A 22,894-nucleotide genomic window follows, 5' to 3' on the forward strand; every position below is an offset into this window, starting at 1 on the left:
TCCGGCGCTGCCGGAGGAAACGTGGATACTGCAGGTTCGTTGCAAAGCAGGCCAGCGAGGCGGCCGGCAACGCAATGGCCGGGCTCTCAAGGAGCTTCCCACCATCGAACGGAGAGCGGTTCGTCTGGTCATGCTAGATGGACACCGGCGCGCCCTCCCTAGGGGAGGCGACGTGATCATGCTCTGCTACTAGGTCATGAGCGACCGAAGGGGATCGTCGAGAGGTTCAAGCGGCGTCACCGAAAGCTCGTCAAGAGCGGCTGTAGGCGACGCCTGCTCTGCGCTGGTTGCGGTCGTTCGATGGGTGGCGCACGACGCTACGGTTCTCGGCCTGGGCCCAGCCATTCCTGTTACGAACGCTTCGCTTGCATGAGGTGCCCAAACTCGAAAGGTGACGCCTTCGGGACCGATGGCAGGACCCATGCGGGTCCAGGCAAGTGACGATCGGTCCATGGCAGCGTAACCGGTCAGCGCCGCAACGGCAGCGGTTCGGTCTGGGCGCGGCGGCGATCACTCGGTGGTCTTGCCGTCGAAGTGCTCGGTGTCCGCCTCCGCTTCTGCCCGAGTCTTGTGGGTGATCCCGTCGCGATGATTGGGTGGCGCATAGAGCGTGTACAGTTTCAGGGCGACGTCGCCCGTATTGACGATGTTATGCTTGGCGCCAGCCGGCACGACTATCGCAAAGCCTGCTCGTATCGGCGTCCGAACCCCATCCAGGACGGCCTCGCCGCTTCCTTCTTCGACGCGAAAGAATTGATCCAGTTCGTGGACTTCGGCGCCGATCTCCTCTTTGGGCTTCAACGCCATGAGGACGAGTTGGCAGTTCCGTGCCGTATAGAGGACGCGTCGGAAGTCCTCATTTCTAACGGCTAGCGTCTCGAGGTCTTGAATAAAGCCATTCATGATCGACACCGCCTACTTCACCGTTATCCCTTGCCCGTCGACCTTGATTTCGAGGCTCGGCTTCTGTGTTTCCTGGTAGAAGAAGTAGATTCCGAAGCCGACAACGACAACCAGCAGCAGCCCGATGAGAAGGTAGAGTGTGTTTCTGCTCATGGCGCGGCCTACTTACCCTTTAGGGCGCCTTTGAGCCCGCCGATGGCGTTCTGCACCTTGCCTTCGACATTGTCGGCGGTGCCCTCGGCCTCAAGCTTGGTGTCGCCGATGGTCTTGCCGACCGCCTGCTTGACGGTGGCCTCCTTGGCTGATCCGATGATCCGGTTCTTGTCCACCATTTTTGTCCCTCCGGTTCCAGGCGGCCGCTAGCAACGGTAGACGGCTTGGCCTTCGACTAATCGAAGGCTATCGGACGTCACCTCCCGACGATTTGATTCAGAACAAGTGCTTGCATACGCGACACTTGGAGGTCTTGACCACGGTAGTATGACCTGGGTCAAGGCTAGGCCAAGCCCTGCACCCCACCTTGTGCGTTGAGATCGGGGGCTAACTCGCGGTCCGCTGGCTTCCAAATAGAGACGTAACCAGTTCAATCGGCCTCATCCTCATCATCATTCTTAATCATCTTCCTCCTGGGTGGCTTTAGCGGTCGCTTCGGCGGCTACGGCAATGGCTTCGGTCACGGCGGCGTGGGCGTGATCGGAACCGTCCTTATCATCGTCGTCATTCTGATGCTGATGCGGGTGATTTGAGGTCAAACGGTCTCCTCCCAGCCCGGCTGGACCCGGTTCGGCAAAAAGGGGTTGGCTTCCAGGAGAGACGGGCAGAGCAGGCTGGCGAGGACGCGTTGGGGACACCTAATTCCTTTGCGGGAGTCCCAAAAAGGATGCTTCCTTTGGCGGCGCGCCGCATGCTTTGGTCTGCCGGCATTGTTCTTGTGTCTGGTGCCTCTGGTTGCCAGCGCGGTAAGCCAGCGGCAATTCCATCCGGGGTCTGGCTATTCGACATGCGGCAGGATTTTGTGGTTGAAGGTTCCCCGGGACAGTGCTGGAGACCTGATGCTCGATCGAAAGAACCCGGAACCGTCGCTTCGGAAGCGTGAACTGTGCGGTCTGACGATAATCACCGGGCTCAAGGCCCTTGGCGACAACCATTGGGGAGACGGCAGGTTCTACAATCCCGACGACGGAAAGATATACAATGTCGCCGGAGAGCTCGTATCAGACGATCTGATCGTAGTTCGGTTGTTCGAGACAACCCCGGTACTAGGCCTGACCAAGACTCTCGAGCGCGTCCCCCACGGCACCACCGACGGCTGGTGCTAGCACGTCGCTTGAGGCGTGGCATGCTCTGTTGCCTGAACCGCGGGACCCCGCACCGGGCAACCCCTTCACCGGAGTCTGCGCGTACTTCCTCCCTACCATCTTGGCGTCGTGCCGTTTGATCGCGATCAAGGAGATCCGACATAGCCCTTGCGAAACTAGACTCGTCGTAGGGGGAGATCGGGGACGGCTATGGGCGAGGGGAGGTTCGAAGAGCGCGTCTATCAACCAGCGCAAAGCAGCATGGCTGGTTTCAGCCTTTCGTTTCCGGACTTCCTCGATATCGTACCAGCCGGGGCTGTCGTCGTGAACGCACATGGAACCATCCTGGCGATGAATGCTGAACTCCTCGGACAATTCGGCTACGAGCCGGGGGACCTGCTGGGCCGACCGGTGGAAATTTTGGTGCCTGAAGCGCTCCGCAGTCGTCATGCCGATGAACGGCCCCTTTCTCTCGTGCCTGGCCAGATCCGCACAATGGGTGCCGGACGATCCCTGCACGGCAGACGCCGGGACGGCACCGTCTTTCCTATCGCGGTCGGCCTGCAAGCGGTGCAGGCCATGGACGAGACGCTGGTTCTTGCCGTGGTTTCCGATCGCACCGACCATGTTCGCGCCGTTACCTCGGAGGCTCACGAAAAGGCACTCGGGCTTGAGTTGGCTCACCAGGAGGTCGTGGCTCGGGAAATGGCGCACCGGGTCAAGAATCTTATGGCGACGATCGCCGCGCTGATTTCGCTGAGCGCTCGCTCGGCAAATACGCCGAAGGAACTGGAAGAAAGCCTTCGAGGGCGGGTCCTAGCTCTTTCGTCGGTAATCGACCTGGCAATCAAGAAGGGTCCGCCGCATGCAACCCCCGCCCGGCTATCCATCGAAGATATCCTTCGCGCCGTGCTATCCCCGTTTATCTGGACGGAGGCGGAAAGCGGTAGGGTCTCATTGCAGGGCCCCAAATTGACAGTAGGCCAGCGTGCTTCAGAAGTGCTCGCGCTGATCTTCCATGAGTTGGCCACGAATGCGATCAAGTACGGTGCACTGCGACAACCAGATTCTCTTCTATCCATCGATTGGCGCAGGTCGGATGAGGGGCTCGAGTTGACATGGCGCGAGGATGTCCGGCCGACTGACATTCCGACTCCAGTCCACCAGGGCTTCGGCACGATTCTGGTGTCCCGCCTGATCGAGCTTGAGCTTGGAGGACGTCTCGAACGTCAGGCTTCTGCTGATTGCTGGCTCATCAGGCTCAGCATTCCCGCGGCATCGCTTGAACTATTGCTGTTGGATGGCCCGCCATAGCAGCCTGGGCCGCTCGAGGCCGATGGACGCGTGGCACACGGTCCTCTCAAACATGGAACTCGTACAAGGTATCGCCGCCGCGCGCCGGATCAACCGTCATCTTGGCCGCACCCAGATGGAGGGCATCAGCGACCGTGTGTTGAGAGAAAGGATTCTGCAGGTCGCGGCACGGGCGGCTTCCGCCAGGAACACCAGGAGTGGCCCCTTGAACGAAATCAACGCGTCCGGCCCCACACTCAGTGATCGTTAGGCGCTAGATCAACGTCATCCCAAGCGCTGACCGTCGGTCAACGCGAGGGGGCACAACGAAAGAGGCACACTGCGATGCCCTAAAAACAGGTTCTCTTTCGCTCCGAGGCCCGTGACACGAGTTTGAGGGGAGCCACACAGCTTGCCGACGCTGTAAGAGTCACACTTGGACCGCGCTCGAAGTCCGTGCTCATCCAGAAGAAATGGGGGCGTCTGCAATGACGGTGTGACCATCGCGAAGCAATTTGAACTCAAGGATGCCGAGGAGAATCTCGGAGCCCGTATGCTGCGGCAGGCCGCCGAAAGACCGGTGATCTTGTCGGCGATGGCACCGGTACCGCGACCATCCTTGCGCACGCGATCCTGGCCGATGGGGTTCGCGACGTTGTCGACGGTGCAAGCGCGATCGACCTCAAACGAGGACTCGATCTCGTGACCAGGCGGGTCGTGGAAACGCTCAAGGGCCTTTCCAAACCGATCAGGAGCCGCAAAGAAGGGAGCAGGTCGCGACGATAGGGTTGTTCACCTGCTACACATTGTAGGCGACCTTACACGGCGCAACCTCACGTCCTCTGCGCGTCGCTAGTCGGCGAACGACCCTAGGTGCTAGGCATTTCCATGCACTGAATGATCTCGACGGAGTTGTCAGCGGAAACAACAGCGAAGTGCGGGTGCCGCTTGAAAATTGCGGCTGCTTCCTCGTGGCTGCTGACCACGACAAAGCCAGTGATGAGGTTCGCAGTCTTGGAGACGCCGCTCTGATTAACTTTGAGCGTCTTTCCCAAGGGTGCGCCCGGATCCACAATAGAGCCGCGGAGCTCCTTCGCCCATTGCCCCCAGGCCGCCATTCCTTTCTGTTCGGTCGCGGTGTCGGTTCGTCGTTCTGTTTGTCGTTGGCAGCCGAACCCATGTACAGCGCTAGATATCGAGCCACTACATCCTCCTAACAGCGCGTAAAGCTACCGCATTTTAGGGGAGATCAATGACTGCTGGGGCCAGAACCGGACGTCTGCTGGCGCCACTAGCGGTTACTGGCAACCATGCCGCCCCGTCTGTGCTCTCGACCGAGTTGTGAGTGTCATCACTCGATGAGGACGCATACACCGACATTCGGATGGCAGCGACGGACGATCTTCCGGCGATGATCAGGGTGCAGATGCAATCGGTGAACGCAGGCTATCCTGACCCCATACGAGCGCCGCTCATAGCCAACCCTGAAATTGTTATCGAAGAAACCAGTGGGCGCCTGTCAGAGGGCAACGTGTTCGTGGCGGCTCGACGTGGAGAGCGTCTCGCGGGATTTGCTGTAGCGAGCGTTGAGCTAAACCTCTCCCAAGCGGACCTCGTGGCGATGTTTGTCGAACCCGATTCCTGGCGCAAGGGCATTGGCACCGAACTGACGGACTTCATAGCGCGGAAATTGTCGGCACTCGGGGTAGACCGCCTGTACGTTGTGGCTAACCCTGCGGCAGGGTTCGTGCCAGATGGGCTCGCGCAAATGGCAAACTATGGCCTGGCAGCGGACGGTCCGCAGTCGGCCCCGTACTGGACACTGTTTTCAACTTTGCTGGGACTCTGCCCTCGTGCTTCATCGTTCCGCAGGCGGTGGTTGCTGAGGATGCCGTGGTCCCGTTTTGTCCCCTTGACCATTTCCGGACGCCGATGGGCGCCCGGTCTGGTTTCAGTTGCGACCGTCTGGAACGGTCGAGGAGTGCCCTTTGGCCCTGCCGTTTTCGATGGGGAGCTATGTCCATCTTCGATGGGAGGAAACCCCGGAGCAATGGGAAAACTATGACTTAGGGCACGCACATTTGCGATCCCGAGTATTTGCGTCCTTGTTTTGGCATCATCGACCTCCGATCCATAGATGAGGAAGCGAAAAACGGAATCGGCGACGATGCGAACTCGCGCCTCAGATCACCTGTACCCGATTTCTCGCAGGAACCCGTCGATCAGCGCGAAGGATTCAGCATCGTGCCCGATGCCGATATGCCCGCCCTCGGCGAAGACCTGCACCCGAGCACCGGGCACATGCTCGCCGATATAGCGTGCGGCGGCCGCAGTGCCGAAGCCGTCGTCCTCGAAGGAAACGGCAAGCGTCGGCGCGGTAATGGTTTCGATCGCCATCTTTGCCGGATTTCCGGCAAGCCGCGCATCGTTGATGAGGCCTTGCGCACGGCGGCTGACCGGCAGGATCGACTCCAGGATATGCCTCGCCCGCGCCTGCTCGGCCGGGTCGGCAGCCTTGATCAGTGCGGGCTTGGTCGCCAACAGCGCCTCGGTCAAAAGGTCCGGCGCGAGGACGATCGCCAGCCAAAACAAGAAGTCTGATCGCAGCACGGCCATGGCGATCTGCATCTGGTCGGGCGGTACCGACTGCACCGGTTCGTTCCGGGGAACGTAGCTCGCCGGGATCAGCGGCACCAGCGCATCACAGCGGTCGGGATGCCGGATGGCGAAGGCCATGGCCGACAGCGCCCCCGCCGAGCCCCCGACAATCGCGATCTTTTCGATCCCGAGCGTATCGAGCAGGTCGACGAAGGCATCCGCCTGGTTTTCCGACGACGGCTCGGCCGGGAACACTGAACGCAGATAGCCGAAGCGCGATGGAGCGATGACGCGGTAGCCGGCCTCGCTGAAACGCCGAGCAAAGAACAGGCCTTGGTCGAAGCCGCCGCCGGTACCATGCACCATCAACAAGGGTGTTCCGCTGCCCGCTTCAGCGTATTCAAGATCGCCGAAGCGCGAGCGGATCACCTTGCTCAACTCCGGCGCCACCAGCGCCTCGGCCTTCGTCATTGCGTCACCATACGCCCAGGCCGTCGTTCCGCCGACGGCCGCAACACCCGCCGCCGCGATGCCGAGACCGAGCACTCTTCTGCGTGTAACCATCTTCGCCTCCCACGTTCACGGCCATGCCGGCCGCAGGTGTCCGAGCATATCGGTGCAGGACCAGGCACGATTGAGCAGGGTCAAGTGGAGAGACGGGATTGACCGACATCAAATCACCTCGCTGCGACAGGGCTAGCCTGCCGAGCTCAGCAACAATGCGCGAGCCGGCAGCGGATAGTGTCGGCCGAGGACGAGGGAGCGGCTCAAATGAGCGGACATCCGAGCTTCAATCACACGATTGAAGAGGCCAACATCTGGCTCAAGGCAGTGGCCGAGCGCCTGCACTTCGAGGACCGGCGCCACGCCTATTCGGCGCTGCGGGCAACGCTGCATGCGCTGCGCGATCGACTGGCGCCGGAAAGTGCCGTGCACATGTCCGCGCAACTTCCGATGCTGATCCGTGGCCTCTTCTTCGAGGGTTGGAAGATGAGACGAATTCTACGCGCGCATTTCCGCCGAGTTGCCGCCGGCCTTCCCGATGGATCCGAAAACTGTGGCGCAGGGTGTGTTCGAGGTGATCTCGACCCAGCTCGATGTCGGCGAAACGGCCAAACTGGTTGATCAACTGCCAACGGCGTTGCGAAGCCTGTGGCCGAAGATTGTTCAACGGGCTTGAGATCGACGTCGGATTTCGAGTCGGGCCCCGGCTCCCCGTCCATGCGGGCGGAGCCGGGAATTGGCTTGAAATGCCTTCATAAAGGAGCACGCCAACATGCAGGTTCCTGTGGAGATCACATTCCAGAACTGCGAGCCTTCAGAGACTTTGCGGTCGGAAATCTAGCGCCAGGTCGACAGCCTCGAGCGGTTCAGCGACAGGATCACCAGCTGCCGCGTCGTCGTCATCGGACCGCAGACCCGTCATCGGCATGGCGACGTCTACGAATTGACCTTCGCATCGCCATGCCGCGCCACAATGACATCGTCGTCGACAGGACCCACGGGGACGAGCCGGAAAACGAGCACCCCCTGGTCGCGGTGAGAAAAGCCTTCGCCGCCGCACACCGCCAGATTGAGGATACCGCGCGCAGGATGCGTGGCCAGGTGAAGGTCCATGCCGGTGAAACCGGCGGGCGCGTCGCGCGCTTCGTGGCGGGTTAGGACTACGGATTCATCGAGGCCGATGACGCCCAGGAGGTCTACTTCCATCGCAACGCCGTCATCAACGGCGGATTCGATCGGCTGCAGGTCGGCTCGCCGGTTACTTTCGTACCCGAGGATGGAGAGAGGGGGTGCAGGCCAGCACGGTTCGGCCCGTCCATCCTCGCAACGGCGAATGAAGCCGGGCCGCCGGTCGCCACGCTGCATGGCTTCATGTCCGTGAAGCCCGAGGGCGTGTGCGCGATGCCGCGTCATCAATCGAGGCTCTGACTGGCAGCGGCGCCTCACCGCCTCGCGTGTCAGAATCTGCTGCGGGCGTGCAAGTTGTTTCCCGAAGAGCAGCTGCGCCGATGGCGGCGCAGCTGAGCGTATAGCGATCATGAGACCGTGAGGCGATCGTCGACTGAGTGAACACCCGGCGTGGCCCACGCGGCATCCTCGGCGGCACTACGTTCGCTGAGAGCACGAACGGTTCCCCTGAGGGTCACCGTATTCCCGACCACTTCGACCTTGATCTTTTCGGCTTCAAGTTCGGCATAGCGTTTGAGTGCATCCTCAATGTGCTTTTTGACGTCCAACGACGTGGGTCTCCGCGAAAGCGTGATTGAATTGTCCACGCCCTTCACACCCCTGATATCGCGGACGGCGTCGGCTGCTGCCGTCTTCTGGTAGTTCCACTCCAGATTGCCGGTCAGCGTGACCCAGCCCTGCTGGACCCTGACATGTACTTTGTCGGCAGGCACGAGGGTGCTGAACCTGAGCGTATTGACGACGTGCTTGGCGATTTCGTCGTCGGACACCCCCGGGGTCCCCGGCGGGCGAACCTGCATCTCTTGCGCGATCGCCCGTACGCCCTTGATGCGGGCCACGGCCCGTTCGACGGCCTGCTTCTGGCCGTAGTTCGGCACGTGACCGGTCAGCGTTACCACGCCGTCCTCCACGGCGACGCCGATATCGTTGGCATCGATATAGGGCTCGAACTCGAGCTCATCCATGATGCTCTGTCGAAGGATACTGTCTTTCATCCTTTCCTCCTTGCCGCATCCACGATTGGTGCCAACAGAGTCAACTCGATCTCCGTCGGAGCGGCGTTGATCCAGCTCAAGAACATGCGCTCCCTTGCCGATCATGCAGCAGTGCTGGCTTTCCGCGATGTATGCGATCCATGCTCTTGATTTGCATCAATCCAAAACGCCTGGCGCCGCATGATGATGGTCGAAAGCGAGGAACCGGACACGATGACGGATACTGCGAGCGAAACCGGGCTACCCGAGCTGGCGATATCGCCCGAAAACGTCTGCTTCATAGCGATAAAGGCCCGCGAGTACGATGCTAAGGACGAGCCGAGCGAGACCGATCCGGCTTCGAATCCCGCCGACGACAGGATGTATTCGGTGCTCGAGGATCATCCCGACGATCCCGTTCGTCAGGAAATTGCCGCAGCCATTGCGGGTCTCAGCGAGGACGAGCAGATCGACCTCGTCGCGCTGGCCTGGCTTGGGCGCGGCGACGGTGACATCACCGATTGGGAGGATTTGCGGAAAGCAGCCGCAGAGGCGCGCACCGGCCGCACCTGGCGATATCTCCTCGGGCTCCCCCTGCTCTCTGACTATCTGGAAGAGGGCCTGACGGCCTTCGGCCTCTCCTGCAGCGACATGGAACGCAGACACCTGTAATCGAGACTCCGGCCCGACGATGGCAGCTCGAATGACGGCGATACAACAAGACCCCTGAACGAAAGAAAATGACGCGCACCCTCTTTCCCACCGGCACCTTGAACCTCGTCTGCGACGGCTCCAAGGCTCTTGTCTTTGAGAACATGGGCGATGACCGCAACCTGAACCTCAATGCGCTCGATGTGCGTGTCGAGCCGCATCTGCCCAACCGCGAGTTCGGTTCGGACCGACCGACCCGCGTCTTCGACAGCATGGACGGATCGCGTAGCGGAACGCAGGAGACGGACTGGCACGCTGAAGCCGAGGCCCGGTTCCTTGGCGACACCGCGCACCTCCTCGACCGCTTGGTCCGGGAAAGGCATGCCAAGCATGTGGCGGTCATAGCGCCGCCCAGGGCGTTGGGAATGCTGCGCGATGCGCTCTCGCCGACGACACGGGCTGTGCTGTTTACTGACGTCGCCAAGGACTGGGTGAAGCTGCCGACAAACGAGATCGAGCGGCAACTGACCGCTATGGGCGAGTTGCAGTAGAGGGTGCGGGCGTCGCGCCCGACAGCAGATCGATGACCTCGGCATCCTCGATCTGGCGGAAATCTTGGTAGAAGGTGCCGATGGCATCGAACATTACGTGGGACTCGAGGCACTCGACCCGATCGGCCTCACTGCGCAGTCGCTCGATCGTGTCGGTCGGCGCAACCGGGACAGCAAAAACCAGAAGCCGGGGGTGCCGCTTGCGCAACGCACGCAGCGCTGCGCGCATAGTCGCACCCGTTGCCACGCCATCATCGACGACGATCACGGTACGGTCCCTGAGCTCCGGATGCGGACGGTTGCCGAGGTATATCGCGCGACGACGACGGTTTTCGGCGATCTCTGCGTCCTTAATCCGGTTGAAGTCGGTTTCGGAAATGTCCGCCATACTGATGACGTCCTCGTTCCGCACGATGATCGGCTCCTCGTCGTCCACCACGGCTCCAGCGGCGAGCTCGGGCTGTTGGGGTACCCCGATTTTTCTAACCAGCACCAGATCGAGCGGTGCATCGAGTGCCCTGGCGATTTCGGCGGCAACGGGTAAGCCTCCACGCGGCAGGGCGAGGATGATCGGATGGTCGGCCCTGTAGGGCCCGAGGAGATCTGCCAACCGGCGGCCGGCGTCCTGCCTGTCAACGAAACCCATCGCCTCCTCCGGGGAGTGGCGCCCGCCGGCGCCGCGCGCGACGGGCCATGATAAACAGAAGTGGGCTGCCTGCCTGCGGCGCTGTGGCAGGCAGCCCGGGCGGCGCTACGCCGCTTTCACCGTGATCTTTTTCTCTGGCTTCTGGGCCTCCGCCGTCTTGGGGAGGACGACAGTCAGCACGCCATTCCTGAAGCTCGCCTCGATCTTTTCGGTTTCAACTCCGTTGGGAACCGCAAAGGCGCGCTCAAACGAACCGAACTGCCGCTCGTGCAGGTAGTAGTCCTTGGATTTCTCCTCCTTCTCCTCCTGCTTTTCGCCCTTAATGACGATGTTGCCGTTGCGCAGCATCACCTCGATGTTCTTCCCGTCGATGCCCGGCACCTCGGCCGATATCTCGTAGGCCTTGTCCTTCTCGACGACGTTGACAGCCGGCGCCGCCCACTCGAAGGTGCGCCGGAAGAACGGCTGCGCGCCAAACGCGCGCGGCCGGAATGGCCATGGCCAGTTGCTGCGATTGAAGTCTTCGAACAACCGGTCGATTTCGGTTCGCAAAGTTTCAACGGGGCCCCATTCAGGTGCTTTTGCCGGAGCGGGCTTGTTGCTTTCCGATTTCACCGGAACCTTGGTGGCAGTCTCAACCATTTGTCGGGTCCTCCTTCTGGTGGATGATCCCTTGGATAACTCCGTCGGATCGCGGCTGGCTTGATGCGCGTCAAGTGAGGACAAGTTTGTGACTGGGGCGCGCCCTCCTGCAGGTGAAGACGTGCCGCCCTGTCAGCCTGCTTACAAGACCAGGCTCAAGTTGCCCTTGGCATCGATGTCGAGAGAAAAAGGTCGAAGCGCGCATTCACGTCGCAGGCGCCGATGCAGGTCCTGCACGGTGGCAGCGTCCACGCGTTTGAGCCCGATTAATCCGGAACGGCACCCGTGCAGATCGCGGCCGCGGTCAGCGCTTTTGGCTGGCCAGCGCGTGGCGGATCGCCTTGCCCAAGGCATCGTTGAGCAGCGGCTTTTCTATGATGGGGATACCCAGTACCGCGCACCGGGCACGAACGGTCGAAGTCGGGTGTGAGGTCATGAGAAGGACGGGAACCTCGGGGGCCATCGCGCGTATGGCGACCGCGAGGTCTAAACCATCCATGTTGGGCAGGCGATAGTCGACGACCCAGCACTTGGGTGCGGCGTTGAACGTCTCGCCCTGATCACGCAGAGCTGCCTCGGCGCTCTCGTAGCCGCGCACGTCGTAACCTTCGGTCCCGAGGGAAAAGGCGAGTGAGCCGAGAATATCCACGTCATCGTCCACTACATAGACGAGCGGAGCGAGCTCGGTGGTTGTTGGTCCGTCTATGCGGTGTGCCATTTCGATCATGATTGAGGCTATTCGCGCCCACCGTGGCCTGCCTTGACCGAAATCAAATGGATCTGCTGAGGACCGAATGGAGCGCGGCGAGCAAGCTCTCCTCGCTGAAGGGCTTCTCGAGAAGGCCATCCGCGCCGGCCTCGGTGACCTCGGCGGCAAGGGCCATGTCCCCGTGGCCAGTCATGATGATCACCGGCAAGTCGTATCCGCGGCGGCGCAATTCGGACACGACCTCAAGGCCGCTCAGTTCCGGCATGCGGATATCGCAGATGACGCATGCCGCCCGTTCTGCAGACCACGTCTCGAGGAACTGCCGACCTGAAGTGTAAGTTTTCACCTGAAACTGGTTGGCGCCCAACAGAAAGTCGAGCGAATCACGCACTGCCTCGTCGTCATCAATGACATGCACGATGGCCTGCGGCATGCTGATCCTGTCTCTGCGACCTCTCACGAAGACGTGGACGAGGCGCCAGCGCCTACGATCCCGCTCTCCTCTGCCAATGGCAAGGTGAAACAGAAGGAGGTCCCGATGCTCGGGTTGGGCTCCGCCCAGATCTTGCCGCGGTGCGCCTCGATAATCGACCGCGAGATGGACAGGCCCACGCCCAGCCCGTGCGCCTTTGTCGTCACGAAAGGCTGGAACAGCTGCTGGCGCATTTCATCGGAAATGCCCGAGCCCGTATCCGACACGCAAACCAGCGCCGTGTCGTCTGCCGTTCGCGACGTCTTGATGAGCATCCGACGTTCGGGGCTGGCTTCCATCGCCTCCATGGCATTGCGCAGAAGGTTCAGAACCACCTGCTGGATTTGCACGCGATCAGCCAGGATCATGTCCGCCGCGTCGTCGAGCTCGTAGTGCACCGCTATCCCCTTCTCCCTGGCACCTACGAGAGCGAGCGCGCTCGCCTCCTCGATGAGCTTGGAAAGGTTCTCGACACTCCTTTGCGCCTCGCCGCGCGCGACGAACTCGCGCAGGCGCCGGATGATGTCGCCAGCGCGCAGGGATTGCTCGGCTGCCTTGCCGAGGGCCGTCTTGATCCTATCGAACCGCGAGTCGCCGAGATCGGAGATAAGCCGTTGTGCGCCCTTGAGATAGTTGGCGGATGCCGACAAAGGCTGGTTGAGCTCATGCGCGAGGGCTGAAGCCATTTCGCCCAGGGCCGTAAGCCGCGACATGTGCACGAGCTCGGCCTGCAGTTCTTGCAGCCGGGCTTCGGCCTGCTGGAGCTCGGTCAGATCGCGCACGAATCCGGTGAAATGCCGGCTCTCGCTCGCTGCAACCTCCCCCACTGCCAGTTCCATCGGAAAGGTAGTGCCGTCCTTGCGCTGTCCGACCACCACCCGGCCGATCCCGATGATCCGCTTCTCACCTGTCGCGCGGTACCGTGCCAGATAACCGTCATGGGCTTGCCGATAAGGCGCCGGCATCAGGATCTTGACATTCTTTCCAACCACTTCGTCTGGTCTGTAGCCAAACTGGCGCTCGGCGGCCTTGCTGAAAGATTCGATATTGCCGAGTTCATCGATGACGATGATCGCGTCCGGTACGGTATCGAGGACTGATCTGAGATGCGCTTCCCGGCTTCTCAACTCCTCGGCGAATCTCGTCTGCTCTGCCAGAAGAGCGTCCGATTGCGCCTGCGCATTGCGCAGCAGGTGACTGAGCGCGGCAACGCCCGCCGAAGTTGCCGCAAAGATCGCCAGTTGCGCCAGATGCGCGGGAGCATCGATCGGATGGAGGGGAAAAACGACCGCCTCGTAGAGTGCCGCACACAGCGCCGCGCAAAGGATGGCCGGACCCGCCCCACCGAACGCGGCCGTTGTAATGACGGCGATCAGGTAAAGTGGAAACCCCGGGCTGTCCTGCAGGGCGGGCGTCACCAGAAGGCGAGCCAACACAGCCGAGAGCGCGGCGCCAACCGCCAGCAAATAGGCCCGAGCACCCGTCACGGAAGGGAAGCTGCGTCTGATACCGCCGCCTTCGCTCATGGCCCGGTCCCAGTTGGAGGGCATCCCCCATGGTACTTGAGAGGGTCGCCCGAAAGAATAGACTGAAGCAATCCTTGCTGAGGGGCAATCGCCTTTGTATCCTGCTTGCTCATGATGACCCGGACGGTCAGATGCAAGATCAGGACATGGCGGTGGCCCGTCTCAACATCGAGCATTTCCGTAAGCGGATGGCCGAAGAGACGGACGACACTCGCCTGGCGACCCTGCGCCAATTGCTCGAGGAAGAAGAAGAGAAGCTCGCCAAGCTCGAGCAACAGCAGCACAAGGGGAAACACTAGAGCAACGTGCGAAAAGGTGGATGCCGGCTTTCGCAAGAGACGTTGCGGCAACTAGTGCCGGCGCTCTGATACCATCAGAGCGCGTAAGGCTCTGCGCGGCTGGGCGCTTCGTTCGCCCCCCTCGCCAGGGACATGTCGAGCCCGCCCGGCCCGAATGTCGTGGACTGATGTACTGTCTTCCCGGCGGTGACTTGCGAGCCCCTCGCCCTATTCCTTCTCTTCGACCTTGCGCGTAGCCTCAACGTGATGGGGCAGGAAGTGCAGGTGATTTGCCAACCCTTGCACCGCTTCTTGAGCAGTGGCGGCGCGCACTTCCCATTGCTGGCTGGCTTCGGCCTCGTCCTCGATCCATGATGCCTTGACCCGCCACGTCGGCATGTCCGCGCGCTCTGGGCGATGTGGCGCGGGGTCGTTCGAGGCCGCGGCCGGTTCAAGGATCGCGGGAGGATCACTGGCGGGGAACGTATCTTCAAGCGCCTCATCGAGAAGGTGGTCGAGGTGCGCCTGACTCCGCTTCTGCCGCATGGTCGTGGGGTCGTCCTTAGCGTTCGTGTCTGGCTTCACAAGCTTGCCTCCATTGTGGTTCTGATGCTCATCGCGACGCGGAACGTCCGAAGGTAAGCATCCAAGAACTTTCCTATGACGGGCTAGTCCTGGCTGACGAACGCCAGATACATCAAAGCAAGATAGACGATCGGCACAACACCCAGAACCAGCAGAACGACCGGCAGGGTTACGGGACAGTTTGTGACTACCATCTGGTAGCCCACGTATCCCACGGCCACGATGGTTATCGCCAGGCCGATGAATCACGGCAGCAGGCGGTTGCGTTTTGGAGCGCCGTCCATCTCGTACTCCCTCGTTTGCAGGCCAGAGTTGCAGACAACAAGCAGACCTGCATTGACCTTCATCAACCTGCGCGGAGGACAATCTACGCCCGGGAGCCGGCAGCCCTCGCGGGCGCAGCGGCGGTAGGGGCTTCGTCTCTCGCGGGTACCTGCGCAGGCCTCAACGACTCGAAATCTTCAGGAGTGATCACTTCGCGCTCCAGAAGCAGGCCGGCGCCCTGTTCGAGATCGTTCCGGCGGCCGCTGAGGATGGTCTTTGCCCGTTCGAAGGCTGACGCGATGAGTTCGCGCATGGCAATATCGAGCTCGCGAGCCGTCGCTTCCGAATAGTCGCGCTGCACGCGCGGCTCGGCGACATTGAGATAGGTTTGCCTCGCCTGCTCGAGAGCCGCCTGGCCCGTGGCTTCGTGCATGCCGAAGCGGGCTACGTATTGGCGGGCGATGTCGCTCGCCTTTGCCAGATCATCGGCAGCCCCCGTCGATATGTCTCCAAGAGCGATCAACTCGGCCGCCCTTCCAGCCATCAGTACGGCCATTCGGTCGAGGAGTTCGCCCGAGGTAATGACGTAGCGATCCTCGGTCGGCCTTTGCATGGTGTAGCCCAGGGCGCCGATCGCTCGGGGGATGATCGAGACCTTATGAACGGGGTCGTACCCGGGGATCGAGGCGGCAACCAGGGCGTGCCCGATCTCGTGATAGGCGACACGGCGGCGCTCGCTGGGCAAAAGCAGCCGGTTGCGTTCGGCGCCCGCAACGATTCGCTCGACCGCGCCGGTGAAATCGTCCATCGAAACCATGTCGGCGTGGCGCCGCGTTGCGAGGATGGCCGCCTCGTTGACGAGGTTGGCAAGGTCCGCCCCGGTAAAGCCGGGGGTGAGTGCGGCGATCTCCTCGACGGCAACGGTCGGGGCTGTCCTAATCTTGCGCATATGCACCGCAAGGATGGCGGCGCGTCCCTTGATGTCCGGGCGATCGATGGCGATCTGGCGATCGAACCGGCCGGCGCGCAGCAGTGCGGGATCGAGGATCTCCGGCCGGTTGGTCGCCGCCAGCAACACGATGCCAACGCGCGGGTCGAACCCATCGAGCTCGGAGAGCAGTTGGTTGAGCGTCTGTTCTTTTTCGTCGCCGCCACCGAGATTTCCAAATGGCGAACGGGCGCGCCCCAAGGCGTCCAGCTCGTCGATAAAGATGATGCAGGGCGCAGCCTTGCGGGCCTGCTCGAAAAGGTCGCGTACGCGCGCAGCCCCAACGCCCACGAACATCTCGACGAATTCCGATCCCGAAATCGAAAAGAACGGCACACCCGCTTCTCCGGCGACGGCCCGCGCCATCAGGGTCTTGCCGGTGCCGGGCGGGCCAACCAGCAGCACGCCTTTGGGGATGCGCGCTCCTAGCCTGCCATAGGTCTCCTTGTCCTTGAGGAAGGAGACGATCTCCATGAGTTCGGCTCGGGCCTCGTCGATCCCGGCGACGTCGTCGAAGGTGACGCCCGTGTCCTTTTCCACATAGACCCGGGCGCCGGATTTGCCGATGGCGGTCAGGCCGCCGAGGCCCCCGCGCTCGGCAACGCCGCGGAACACGAACCACCAGAGCCCGACCAGGATCAGCGCCGGCGCGATCCAGGAGAGGAGCATCGTCAGCCAGTTCTCGTCGCTTGAGCCGCGCACGGTCACGCCTGCATCGGTGAAGAGGTCGACGAGTTGCGGGTCCGCCCGGCGGGTGACGAAATAGTCGTATCCGTCCTGCGGCTCGTGGAACTGGCCTTCGATGAGGCTGTCCGAAATCGACACTTCAGCGATGGCGCCGTTGCCGAGATAGTCGAGCATCTCGCTATAGGAAATCGTCACCACGGCGCGATAGGCCAGCCAGAACTGGATGGCAGCGAAAACGATCATGGCGGCAATCCAGTACCAGAGCGTGTACTGGCGGCGCTTGTCCATGCCATTGCCTCCTCGGGGCGCTGTGCCTTCCGCCATGTGCTAGCCGGCCATCTCCGCGAGCGGAGTGTGCGCGGGCTCTGGCTCGGGAATTTCGGTCATGGTCGCTTCGGTCAGCAGCAGGACGCTCGCCACGCTCACCGCGTTTTCGAGGGCGACACGCACCACCTTGGTCGGGTCGATGATACCGCTTTCCATCAGGTCGACATAAGTTTTGCTGGCCGCGTCGAACCCGGTATTGCCCTTGGCCTCCAGCATGCGGGCGACGACAACGCCGCCATCGACCGCCGAGTTCTCGGCAATTTGGCGGGCAGGGACCTCGAGCGCGCGACGCAGGATCTGGACGCCTGTACGCTCGTCGCCCTCGCACTTGGTGGTTTCGTCGTCGATAGCCTCGGCGCAGCGCAGCAGCGCCAGGCCTCCGCCCGGCACTATGCCCTCGGCAACCGCCGCCTTTGTCGCGCTGATGGCATCATCGAGCGCATCCTTACGCGAGCGCATCTCGGCCTCGGTCGGAGCGCCGACACGGATGACGGCGACGCCTCCGGCAAGCTTGGCCAGACGCTCCTCGAGCTTTTCCCTGTCGTAGTCGCTGGTGGTCGCCTTGATCTCGCGGCGGATCATGTCGACGCGGCCGTCGATGGCAGGCTTGTTCCCCTTGCCGCCGATGATGGTCGTCTTGTCCTTGTCGACGACGACGCGCTCGGCGCGCCCGAGCATATCGATCGTCACGCTTTCAAGCTTGATGCCGAGCTCAGCGGCGATCACCTGCCCGCCGGTCAGCACCGCGATATCCTCCAGCATTGCCTTGCGCCGGTCGCCGAAACCCGGTGCCTTGACCGCGCAGTTGCGGAAGGTGGCGCGCAGGTTGTTGACGATGAGGGTTGCGAGCGCATCCCCCTCGACGTCCTCGGCGATGACGAGGAGCGGAGTGCCCGATTTGGCCATCCCCTCGAGCAGCTCCAAAAGGTCGGCGAGTGCGCTGATCTTGCCGGATACGATAAGGACGTATGGGGTCTCGAGGATCGCCTCCATCCGTTCGGGATTGGTGACGAAATAGGGCGAGATGAAGCCGCGGTCGAACTGCATGCCCTCGACCACTTCCAGTGTGGTTTCCGTCGTCTTGGCTTCCTCGACCGTGATCACGCCTTCCTCGCCCACCTTGTCCATGGCCTCTGCGACGAGGGTGCCAATGGTAGTGTCGTTGTGGGCGGAGATCGTCGCGATCTGTTCCTTCTCCTTGCGCGCCGTGACCGGCCGCGAGATCGTTTTGAGCTCTTCGATCGCCCGCGCCGCCGCACGGTCGAGACCGCGCTTGATGTCGATGGCGCTGGCGCCTGCCACGACATTACGGACGCCATCGGCGAAGATGGCGTGGGCGAGAACGGTAGCGGTGCTGGTGCCGTCGCCAACCATTTCCCCGGTTTTTTCGGCTGCCTGGCGCAGCATGCGCGCCCCGAGATTCTGTTCCGGGTCCTTGAGGTCGAACTCCTTGGCGATGGTCACGCCGTCATTGCATACCAGCGGCACGCCCCATTTCCTGTCGATCAGTACCGACTTTGAGCGCGGACCAAGAGTGACCTTGACGGCGTCAGCGAGCCGGGTCGCGCCATCGAGGATCTTGCCGCGTGCCTCGGAACGGAACAGAACCTGCTTATGTGCCATTTGCCTAGCCTTTCGTGGCAGGGAGTTGATCGGACCTAGCGGCTCGCAGATTACCTCCGGGCGGGCCGCCCGGTTTGATGTGCGTCAAGGCTTTTGCAGGCGCGCGGGTGAGCGTCATCCCTGCGGATTGAGCAGGCGATTGATAGATCCACCGCCATGAAGGCGCGCAATCGCCTGGCCGAGGAGCGGTCCGCAACCAAGAACCTCCAGCCTATCCGTGGCACCGGCCGGCAGGGAGAACGGTGCCGTACTGTCGGTGACGATAACCCCGTCGAGCCGCCCCTGCTCGAAGAGCTGGCCCGCCTCGGGCGAGAAGAGGCCATGGGTGGCGAGCGCGAAGACCCTGTTGGCCCCGCGCTCGCGGCAGGCCTCGGCCGCGCGCAGGATCGTGCCGCCCGTCGCGATGATGTCGTCGACGATGAAGACGTCGGCTCCATGCACCTCGCCGGCAAACAAATTCCCCGAAAGTATGTCCAGGCTGCGGTGCTTCTCCATCATCGCCATGCCGATCTCAGCGCCGGCCTCGCGCTGGAGGGCATCGCGCACGAGATTCGCTCGGTGCATTCCGCCGCTGTCGGGCGACAGCACCACCGCCCCGCCGGTGGCGATCTCCTTCATGCGGCGGGCAAGCAGGTGATGCGCATCGAGATGGGTCGTCGGGCAGCGGAAGGCGTTCTGGAAAGCGGCGGGATTGTGCACCTCAAGGGTGACGACCATCGAAGTCCCGACCGCCTCGAACAGTTCCGCCACATAGCGGCTGGTAACGGGATCGCGCGGCTTGGTCTGCCGCTCCTTGCGCATGAACGGCAGGTAGGGCACCACTGCGGTCACCCTGTCGGCGCCGTTCTCCCGGCAGGTCGCCATGAAGAACAGCAGGCGCAGCAACCTGTCGCCCGCCGTGCGCCCCCCACGACCATGGAGGCCCGCGACGACATAGACGTCCTGCTTGCGTACGCTCACCAGCGGCCGTGACTTGTGCTCGCCGTCCGGAAACTCACGTTCCTCAAGCGGGTCCAGCTCTATTCCGATGGATGCGGCCACCGCGTCCGCCAGGGCGCTCTGGCCACCAAGGGCGAATAGGCGCATATGCCGACCTCCGACTGCCTTTGCCCAACGCTAGGCCGCGACGACCGGAGGCGCTTTGATCTGCGTCACGCAGCGGGCTTTCACGCTCAGGCAATCTGTTCGATGTCACCGAGGATCTGCCTGAAGTAGCGCTCCGTGCTGTCGCGCTCGCAGAGTTCGGTCGCCTCGGTGGTCACTGCCGAGGCCGCAGCTGCAACGCCCATGGCAACCGCGTCAGCCAGTTCCCAGCCACGCGCGAGGCACAAGGTCAGGGCGCCGACGAAACTGTCGCCGGCCCCGACGGCGCTGACCACCTTGACCAGCGGGGGGCGAATGAGCAGCTGCTGGCCTTGCGTTGCGAGCACCGTGCCAATGTCACCAAGCGTGAGCACAACCGTTTCGGCCACGCCACGATCGACTAAAGTCCGGGCGAGCGCTTCGCCGGTCGGAATTGCGTCAGCCCCGTCACCCGCCAGATCCCTGGCTTCGAACTGGTTGAGTTTCATGAGGAAGGGGCGTTCCACAGCCGCAGCCCGAAGCGGCGGCCCGGAGGTATCGAGGATCACCCGCACGCCTCTCGTGTGGCAATGCCGGATCAGCCGGGCGTAGATGTCTTCTGCAAGGCCCGGAGGCAGTGTGCCGCTCGCGACGACGAATCTGATGTGTCCCTGGATAGCGCGTTCCAGCTCTGCCAGCAGACGCGTGCCATCCTCGACCACCTGCAGGGGACCAGGAAGCACGAAACGATATTGCTGCCCGGTCTCGGTCTCCATCACCGTCAGGGAGAACCGCGTCTCGCCCTCAAGCGGCCAAAAATGTGTGGCGGTCGCGGTGACGGCGAGAAGCTCCGCGTACTGATCACCTATGGCGCCACCGAGGGCAACGAAGGCTTCGCTCTCCCCGCCTAGTTCCTCGATGGCACGGGACACGTTGACCCCACCCCCGCCGGCATCGTAGCGCGGGCTGCTGCACCGCAGCTTACCGTGTGGCAGCACACGTTCGGTCCACGTGGTGATATCGAGGGCGGGATTGAGTGTCACCGTCAGGATCGGCTCCTGGTTCATGGCCCTTGCCCTCCGGCCTGCGACAGATGGATGTCGATGATCCTGCCGAGCATGTCACGGGCCTCGCCGAACGGACGCTGGAAGCTGTTGCGACCGACGATCGAGCCATGCCCGCCACCATCGCGGATGGCCGCGATCTCGTCATAAAGGGCCGTGACGTCCTTCGCCGGTCCGCCGGAGAAGACCACGATGCGCCGGCCTGCGAAGGCCGCCTGCATGACATGCCTGACCCTCGTCGCAAGCCCTGAAAGATCCATGCCCTCATAGGCCGGGCGCGCCTCGGCCTGCGCGATGACGGCCGAAGGTGGCTTGACTTTGATGATGTGGGCGCCGAGTTGAGCGGCGATCTGCGCACCATAGGCAACGACGTCGAGCGCCGTTTCATCGTCCTTGCCCAGATGCCGCCCCCGCGGATAGGCCCAGACCACCACCGCGAGGCCATGGTCCCTTGCTTCAGCGATGCCTTCGCGCACCTCTTCGAACATCTCGTATTGACGGTCGCACCCTGGATAGATGGTGTAGCCGATGGCTGAGCAGCCGAGCTGGAGCGCATCGCGCACGCCTGCCGTCACCGCCTGGTCCCTATCGTCGGAAAGGTTGTCGGCATTGTTGGCCTTGAGGATCAGCGGTAAGGCGCCAGCAAAGCGGTCGGCCCCGGCCGTGAGCAGGCCCAGGGGGGCAGCGAGGGCGCTCAGCCCCGCCTCGATGGCCAGCTCGAAGTGATAGTGCGGATCGTAGGCTGCCGGGTTGACCGAGAAACTGCGTCCCGGCCCGTGCTCGAAGCCCTGGTCGACCGGCAGGATGACGAGCTTGCCCGACCCGCCGGTGCGCCCATGCATCAATAGGCGGGCGAGGTTCGCTTTGACACCCGGCCGCTCGCCCCCATAGTTATTGAGGACTCTTTGGACGGCCTCGCTGATCCGCATTGCAGCACCACTATGCCGCGAGCGCCGTCGTCACTACACGCGCCAGCGCCACCGCTGCCCCGCGCAGGCCGGCATCGGCGCCGGTCTTGATCACATGGACCGGTGTGTCGGCGAGGTAGGCGGCGAGCCGCCCCTTGCCCGCGAACGCAGTCCGGAAGCGATCCGTATTCAGCAGGTCGATGATGTTGGGTGCGATGCCGCCGCCGAGATAAACCCCGCCACGAGCTCCGTAGACCAGGGCGATGTCGCCGGCGAACCGACCGAGCCAGGTCACGAACCGGTCGAGCGCCTCGATGGCAATCGGGTCGTTGCCGTCGCGCGCCGCCTCGACCACGTCGGCGGGCGTGAGGGCGGCAGCCGGCCGGCCCTGGCGGGCAGCAAGCAGTTGATGGAGGGCGACGAGCCCGGGACCCGAGATGAGATGTTCGGCGGAGACATAGTCCCTGTCCCCCTTGATCGCCGAGACGATGTCGAACTCCTCCTGATCGTGCGCGGCAAAGGCGAGATGACCGCCCTCGCCGGGGACTGTGATCCAGCCGTCGCTGTCGTGAACGAGAGCGGCAACGCCGAGGCCCGTGCCAGGTCCCAGCACGGCCTTGGTGCCGGTCTCGGCCGGCGTGCCGCCGGCGATGCGGTAGAGGTCGTAGTCGGTCAAGTGCGGCAGCGCCAGGGCCAGTGCCTCGAAATCGTTGATGAGGCTGATATGCGCGGCGCCGGTGAGCCCGCGTATGCCCTGAATCGAGACCGCCCACGGCAGATTGGTCATCTGCGCACTGCCGCCGATGACGGGCCCCGCAACGGCTATGCCGATCTTGTCGGGGCAACGCGGAATGCTGCGCAGATACTGGTTGAGCGCATCTTCGAACCGGGAAAAGTCGTGGCTCGCCAACAGTGCGAAATGGTCGATGGTCAGTTCGTCGATGTCGGTGATGGCAAAGCGGATGTTGGTGCCGCCGACGTCCGCCACGAGTGCCTTGCGCGAATAGTCCTTCATATCCGTCTGCTCCCTGTTCGGAGTGGGTTCATTGACGATGAAGTACCCCGGCTCGACGCCAGGCATCTTGATCTGCGTCATGCTGCCGGCCGCAGGCAAGCTTGATCAGGATCAAGGCGCTCTTCGTTGCGCCGCGTG

Annotated in this window: 27 protein-coding genes and 2 pseudogenes; 10 read left to right on the forward strand and 19 right to left on the reverse strand. The window is 62.6% G+C overall.

Translation table 11 applies throughout. The features are described 5' to 3' along the window. Window positions 1-510: 510 nt before the first annotated feature. From QQK18_RS19150 to QQK18_RS19160, 3 genes are read right to left on the reverse strand one after another with little or no spacing between them, the layout of a single operon-like run. Window positions 511-903 carry a cupin domain-containing protein gene (locus tag QQK18_RS19150; protein ID WP_284342066.1) on the reverse strand — a complete coding sequence of 131 codons (393 nt, stop codon included), beginning with the start codon at window positions 901-903 and terminating at the stop codon, window positions 511-513. A 12-nt stretch (window positions 904-915) separates the two neighbouring features. Next, window positions 916-1,056, reverse strand: coding sequence for a hypothetical protein (locus tag QQK18_RS19155; RefSeq protein WP_284341968.1), 141 nt, complete (start codon window positions 1,054-1,056; stop codon window positions 916-918). An 8-nt stretch (window positions 1,057-1,064) separates the two neighbouring features. Next, window positions 1,065-1,235: a CsbD family protein gene (locus QQK18_RS19160; protein ID WP_379995870.1), complete on the reverse strand. Its 171-nt coding sequence runs from the start codon at window positions 1,233-1,235 to the stop codon at window positions 1,065-1,067. 254 nt (window positions 1,236-1,489) lie between these two features. Here QQK18_RS19160 and QQK18_RS19165 point away from each other — a divergent pair. From QQK18_RS19165 to QQK18_RS19180, 4 genes and pseudogenes are all read left to right on the forward strand, one after another. Then, window positions 1,490-1,649 (forward strand): annotated as a pseudogene (locus QQK18_RS19165) (DUF3309 family protein). A gap of 192 nt (window positions 1,650-1,841) precedes the next feature. Then, on the forward strand, window positions 1,842-2,222 hold the full coding sequence (locus QQK18_RS19170; RefSeq protein ID WP_284342068.1) for a DUF2147 domain-containing protein: 381 nt from the start codon (window positions 1,842-1,844) through the stop codon (window positions 2,220-2,222). Window positions 2,223-2,411: 189 nt separating this feature from the next. Next, window positions 2,412-3,515: an HWE histidine kinase domain-containing protein gene (locus QQK18_RS19175; protein ID WP_284341969.1), complete on the forward strand. Its 1,104-nt coding sequence runs from the start codon at window positions 2,412-2,414 to the stop codon at window positions 3,513-3,515. Between the two features lie 372 nt (window positions 3,516-3,887). Next, window positions 3,888-4,259, forward strand: a pseudogene (locus QQK18_RS19180) (TCP-1/cpn60 chaperonin family protein); the annotation flags it as partial. Window positions 4,260-4,363: 104 nt separating this feature from the next. Here QQK18_RS19180 and QQK18_RS19185 read toward each other — a convergent pair. After that, window positions 4,364-4,612 carry a YciI family protein gene (locus QQK18_RS19185; protein ID WP_284341970.1) on the reverse strand — a complete coding sequence of 83 codons (249 nt, stop codon included), beginning with the start codon at window positions 4,610-4,612 and terminating at the stop codon, window positions 4,364-4,366. A 227-nt stretch (window positions 4,613-4,839) separates the two neighbouring features. On the opposite strand from QQK18_RS19185, the gene QQK18_RS19190 reads away from it, so the two are divergent. Further along, the gene (locus QQK18_RS19190; RefSeq protein ID WP_284341971.1) at window positions 4,840-5,559 is read left to right on the forward strand and encodes a GNAT family N-acetyltransferase; all 720 of its coding nucleotides are present in this window, start codon (window positions 4,840-4,842) and stop codon (window positions 5,557-5,559) included. Between the two features lie 122 nt (window positions 5,560-5,681). On the opposite strand, the gene QQK18_RS19195 is transcribed toward QQK18_RS19190, so the two are convergent. Then, window positions 5,682-6,656: an alpha/beta fold hydrolase gene (locus QQK18_RS19195; RefSeq protein ID WP_284341972.1), complete on the reverse strand. Its 975-nt coding sequence runs from the start codon at window positions 6,654-6,656 to the stop codon at window positions 5,682-5,684. A 177-nt stretch (window positions 6,657-6,833) separates the two neighbouring features. Between QQK18_RS19195 and QQK18_RS19200 the strand changes: the two genes are divergently transcribed. Beyond that, on the forward strand, window positions 6,834-7,217 hold the full coding sequence (locus QQK18_RS19200; protein WP_284341973.1) for a DUF2267 domain-containing protein: 384 nt from the start codon (window positions 6,834-6,836) through the stop codon (window positions 7,215-7,217). 597 nt (window positions 7,218-7,814) lie between these two features. Next, window positions 7,815-8,024 (forward strand): hypothetical protein, encoded by a 210-nt coding sequence (locus QQK18_RS27615; RefSeq protein ID WP_379995932.1) that lies wholly within the window; start codon window positions 7,815-7,817, stop codon window positions 8,022-8,024. Between the two features lie 107 nt (window positions 8,025-8,131). Here QQK18_RS27615 and QQK18_RS19210 read toward each other — a convergent pair whose 3' ends face one another. Further along, window positions 8,132-8,779, reverse strand: coding sequence for a BON domain-containing protein (locus QQK18_RS19210; protein WP_284341975.1), 648 nt, complete (start codon window positions 8,777-8,779; stop codon window positions 8,132-8,134). Between the two features lie 213 nt (window positions 8,780-8,992). Between QQK18_RS19210 and QQK18_RS19215 the strand changes: the two genes are divergently transcribed. Next, window positions 8,993-9,430, forward strand: a complete 438-nt coding sequence (locus tag QQK18_RS19215; protein ID WP_284341976.1) for a DUF3775 domain-containing protein — start codon at window positions 8,993-8,995, stop codon at window positions 9,428-9,430. A gap of 68 nt (window positions 9,431-9,498) precedes the next feature. Further along, complete coding sequence (locus QQK18_RS19220; protein ID WP_284341977.1) at window positions 9,499-9,960, forward strand: host attachment protein; 462 nt, start codon at window positions 9,499-9,501, stop codon at window positions 9,958-9,960. Here the strand turns inward: QQK18_RS19220 and QQK18_RS19225 are convergent. The 5 genes from QQK18_RS19225 to QQK18_RS19245 form a co-directional block, all read right to left on the reverse strand. Beyond that, a complete protein-coding gene (locus tag QQK18_RS19225; RefSeq protein WP_284341978.1) occupies window positions 9,941-10,606 on the reverse strand; it encodes a phosphoribosyltransferase in 666 nt (221 codons plus the stop codon). The two genes, QQK18_RS19220 and QQK18_RS19225, sit on opposite strands and share 20 nt — an antisense overlap. A gap of 105 nt (window positions 10,607-10,711) precedes the next feature. Then, complete coding sequence (locus tag QQK18_RS19230; protein WP_284342069.1) at window positions 10,712-11,248, reverse strand: Hsp20/alpha crystallin family protein; 537 nt, start codon at window positions 11,246-11,248, stop codon at window positions 10,712-10,714. Window positions 11,249-11,552: 304 nt separating this feature from the next. Continuing rightward, window positions 11,553-11,975, reverse strand: coding sequence for a response regulator (locus QQK18_RS19235; RefSeq protein ID WP_284341979.1), 423 nt, complete (start codon window positions 11,973-11,975; stop codon window positions 11,553-11,555). Between the two features lie 43 nt (window positions 11,976-12,018). Then, window positions 12,019-12,390 carry a response regulator transcription factor gene (locus tag QQK18_RS19240; RefSeq protein ID WP_284341980.1) on the reverse strand — a complete coding sequence of 124 codons (372 nt, stop codon included), beginning with the start codon at window positions 12,388-12,390 and terminating at the stop codon, window positions 12,019-12,021. A 23-nt stretch (window positions 12,391-12,413) separates the two neighbouring features. Continuing rightward, a complete protein-coding gene (locus QQK18_RS19245) occupies window positions 12,414-13,955 on the reverse strand; it encodes a PAS domain S-box protein (protein WP_284341981.1) in 1,542 nt (513 codons plus the stop codon). Between the two features lie 131 nt (window positions 13,956-14,086). Between QQK18_RS19245 and QQK18_RS19250 the strand changes: the two genes are divergently transcribed. After that, window positions 14,087-14,254, forward strand: a complete 168-nt coding sequence (locus tag QQK18_RS19250) for a hypothetical protein (RefSeq protein ID WP_284341982.1) — start codon at window positions 14,087-14,089, stop codon at window positions 14,252-14,254. Between the two features lie 207 nt (window positions 14,255-14,461). Here QQK18_RS19250 and QQK18_RS19255 read toward each other — a convergent pair whose 3' ends face one another. The 8 genes from QQK18_RS19255 to glk form a co-directional block, all read right to left on the reverse strand. Continuing rightward, the gene (locus QQK18_RS19255) at window positions 14,462-14,818 is read right to left on the reverse strand and encodes a hypothetical protein (RefSeq protein WP_284341983.1); all 357 of its coding nucleotides are present in this window, start codon (window positions 14,816-14,818) and stop codon (window positions 14,462-14,464) included. A gap of 83 nt (window positions 14,819-14,901) precedes the next feature. Then, a complete protein-coding gene (locus QQK18_RS19260; RefSeq protein ID WP_284341984.1) occupies window positions 14,902-15,039 on the reverse strand; it encodes a hypothetical protein in 138 nt (45 codons plus the stop codon). Window positions 15,040-15,185: 146 nt separating this feature from the next. Further along, window positions 15,186-17,045, reverse strand: a complete 1,860-nt coding sequence (gene ftsH, locus QQK18_RS19265; protein WP_284341985.1) for an ATP-dependent zinc metalloprotease FtsH — start codon at window positions 17,043-17,045, stop codon at window positions 15,186-15,188. Between the two features lie 39 nt (window positions 17,046-17,084). Continuing rightward, complete coding sequence (groL, locus tag QQK18_RS19270) at window positions 17,085-18,707, reverse strand: chaperonin GroEL (protein ID WP_284341986.1); 1,623 nt, start codon at window positions 18,705-18,707, stop codon at window positions 17,085-17,087. Window positions 18,708-18,821: 114 nt separating this feature from the next. Beyond that, a complete protein-coding gene (locus QQK18_RS19275) occupies window positions 18,822-19,793 on the reverse strand; it encodes a ribose-phosphate diphosphokinase (RefSeq protein ID WP_284341987.1) in 972 nt (323 codons plus the stop codon). An 86-nt stretch (window positions 19,794-19,879) separates the two neighbouring features. Continuing rightward, complete coding sequence (locus QQK18_RS19280; RefSeq protein ID WP_284341988.1) at window positions 19,880-20,836, reverse strand: 1-phosphofructokinase family hexose kinase; 957 nt, start codon at window positions 20,834-20,836, stop codon at window positions 19,880-19,882. After that, window positions 20,833-21,762: a class I fructose-bisphosphate aldolase gene (locus QQK18_RS19285; RefSeq protein ID WP_284341989.1), complete on the reverse strand. Its 930-nt coding sequence runs from the start codon at window positions 21,760-21,762 to the stop codon at window positions 20,833-20,835. The genes QQK18_RS19280 and QQK18_RS19285 overlap by 4 nt, the downstream gene beginning before the upstream one ends. A 10-nt stretch (window positions 21,763-21,772) precedes the next feature. Then, complete coding sequence (glk, locus tag QQK18_RS19290) at window positions 21,773-22,837, reverse strand: glucokinase (RefSeq protein WP_284341990.1); 1,065 nt, start codon at window positions 22,835-22,837, stop codon at window positions 21,773-21,775. Between the last annotated feature and the right edge of the window lie 57 nt (window positions 22,838-22,894).

It is taken from the genome of Devosia nitrariae, assembly GCF_030160115.1.
Lineage (GTDB): Bacteria > Pseudomonadota > Alphaproteobacteria > Rhizobiales > Devosiaceae > Devosia > Devosia nitrariae.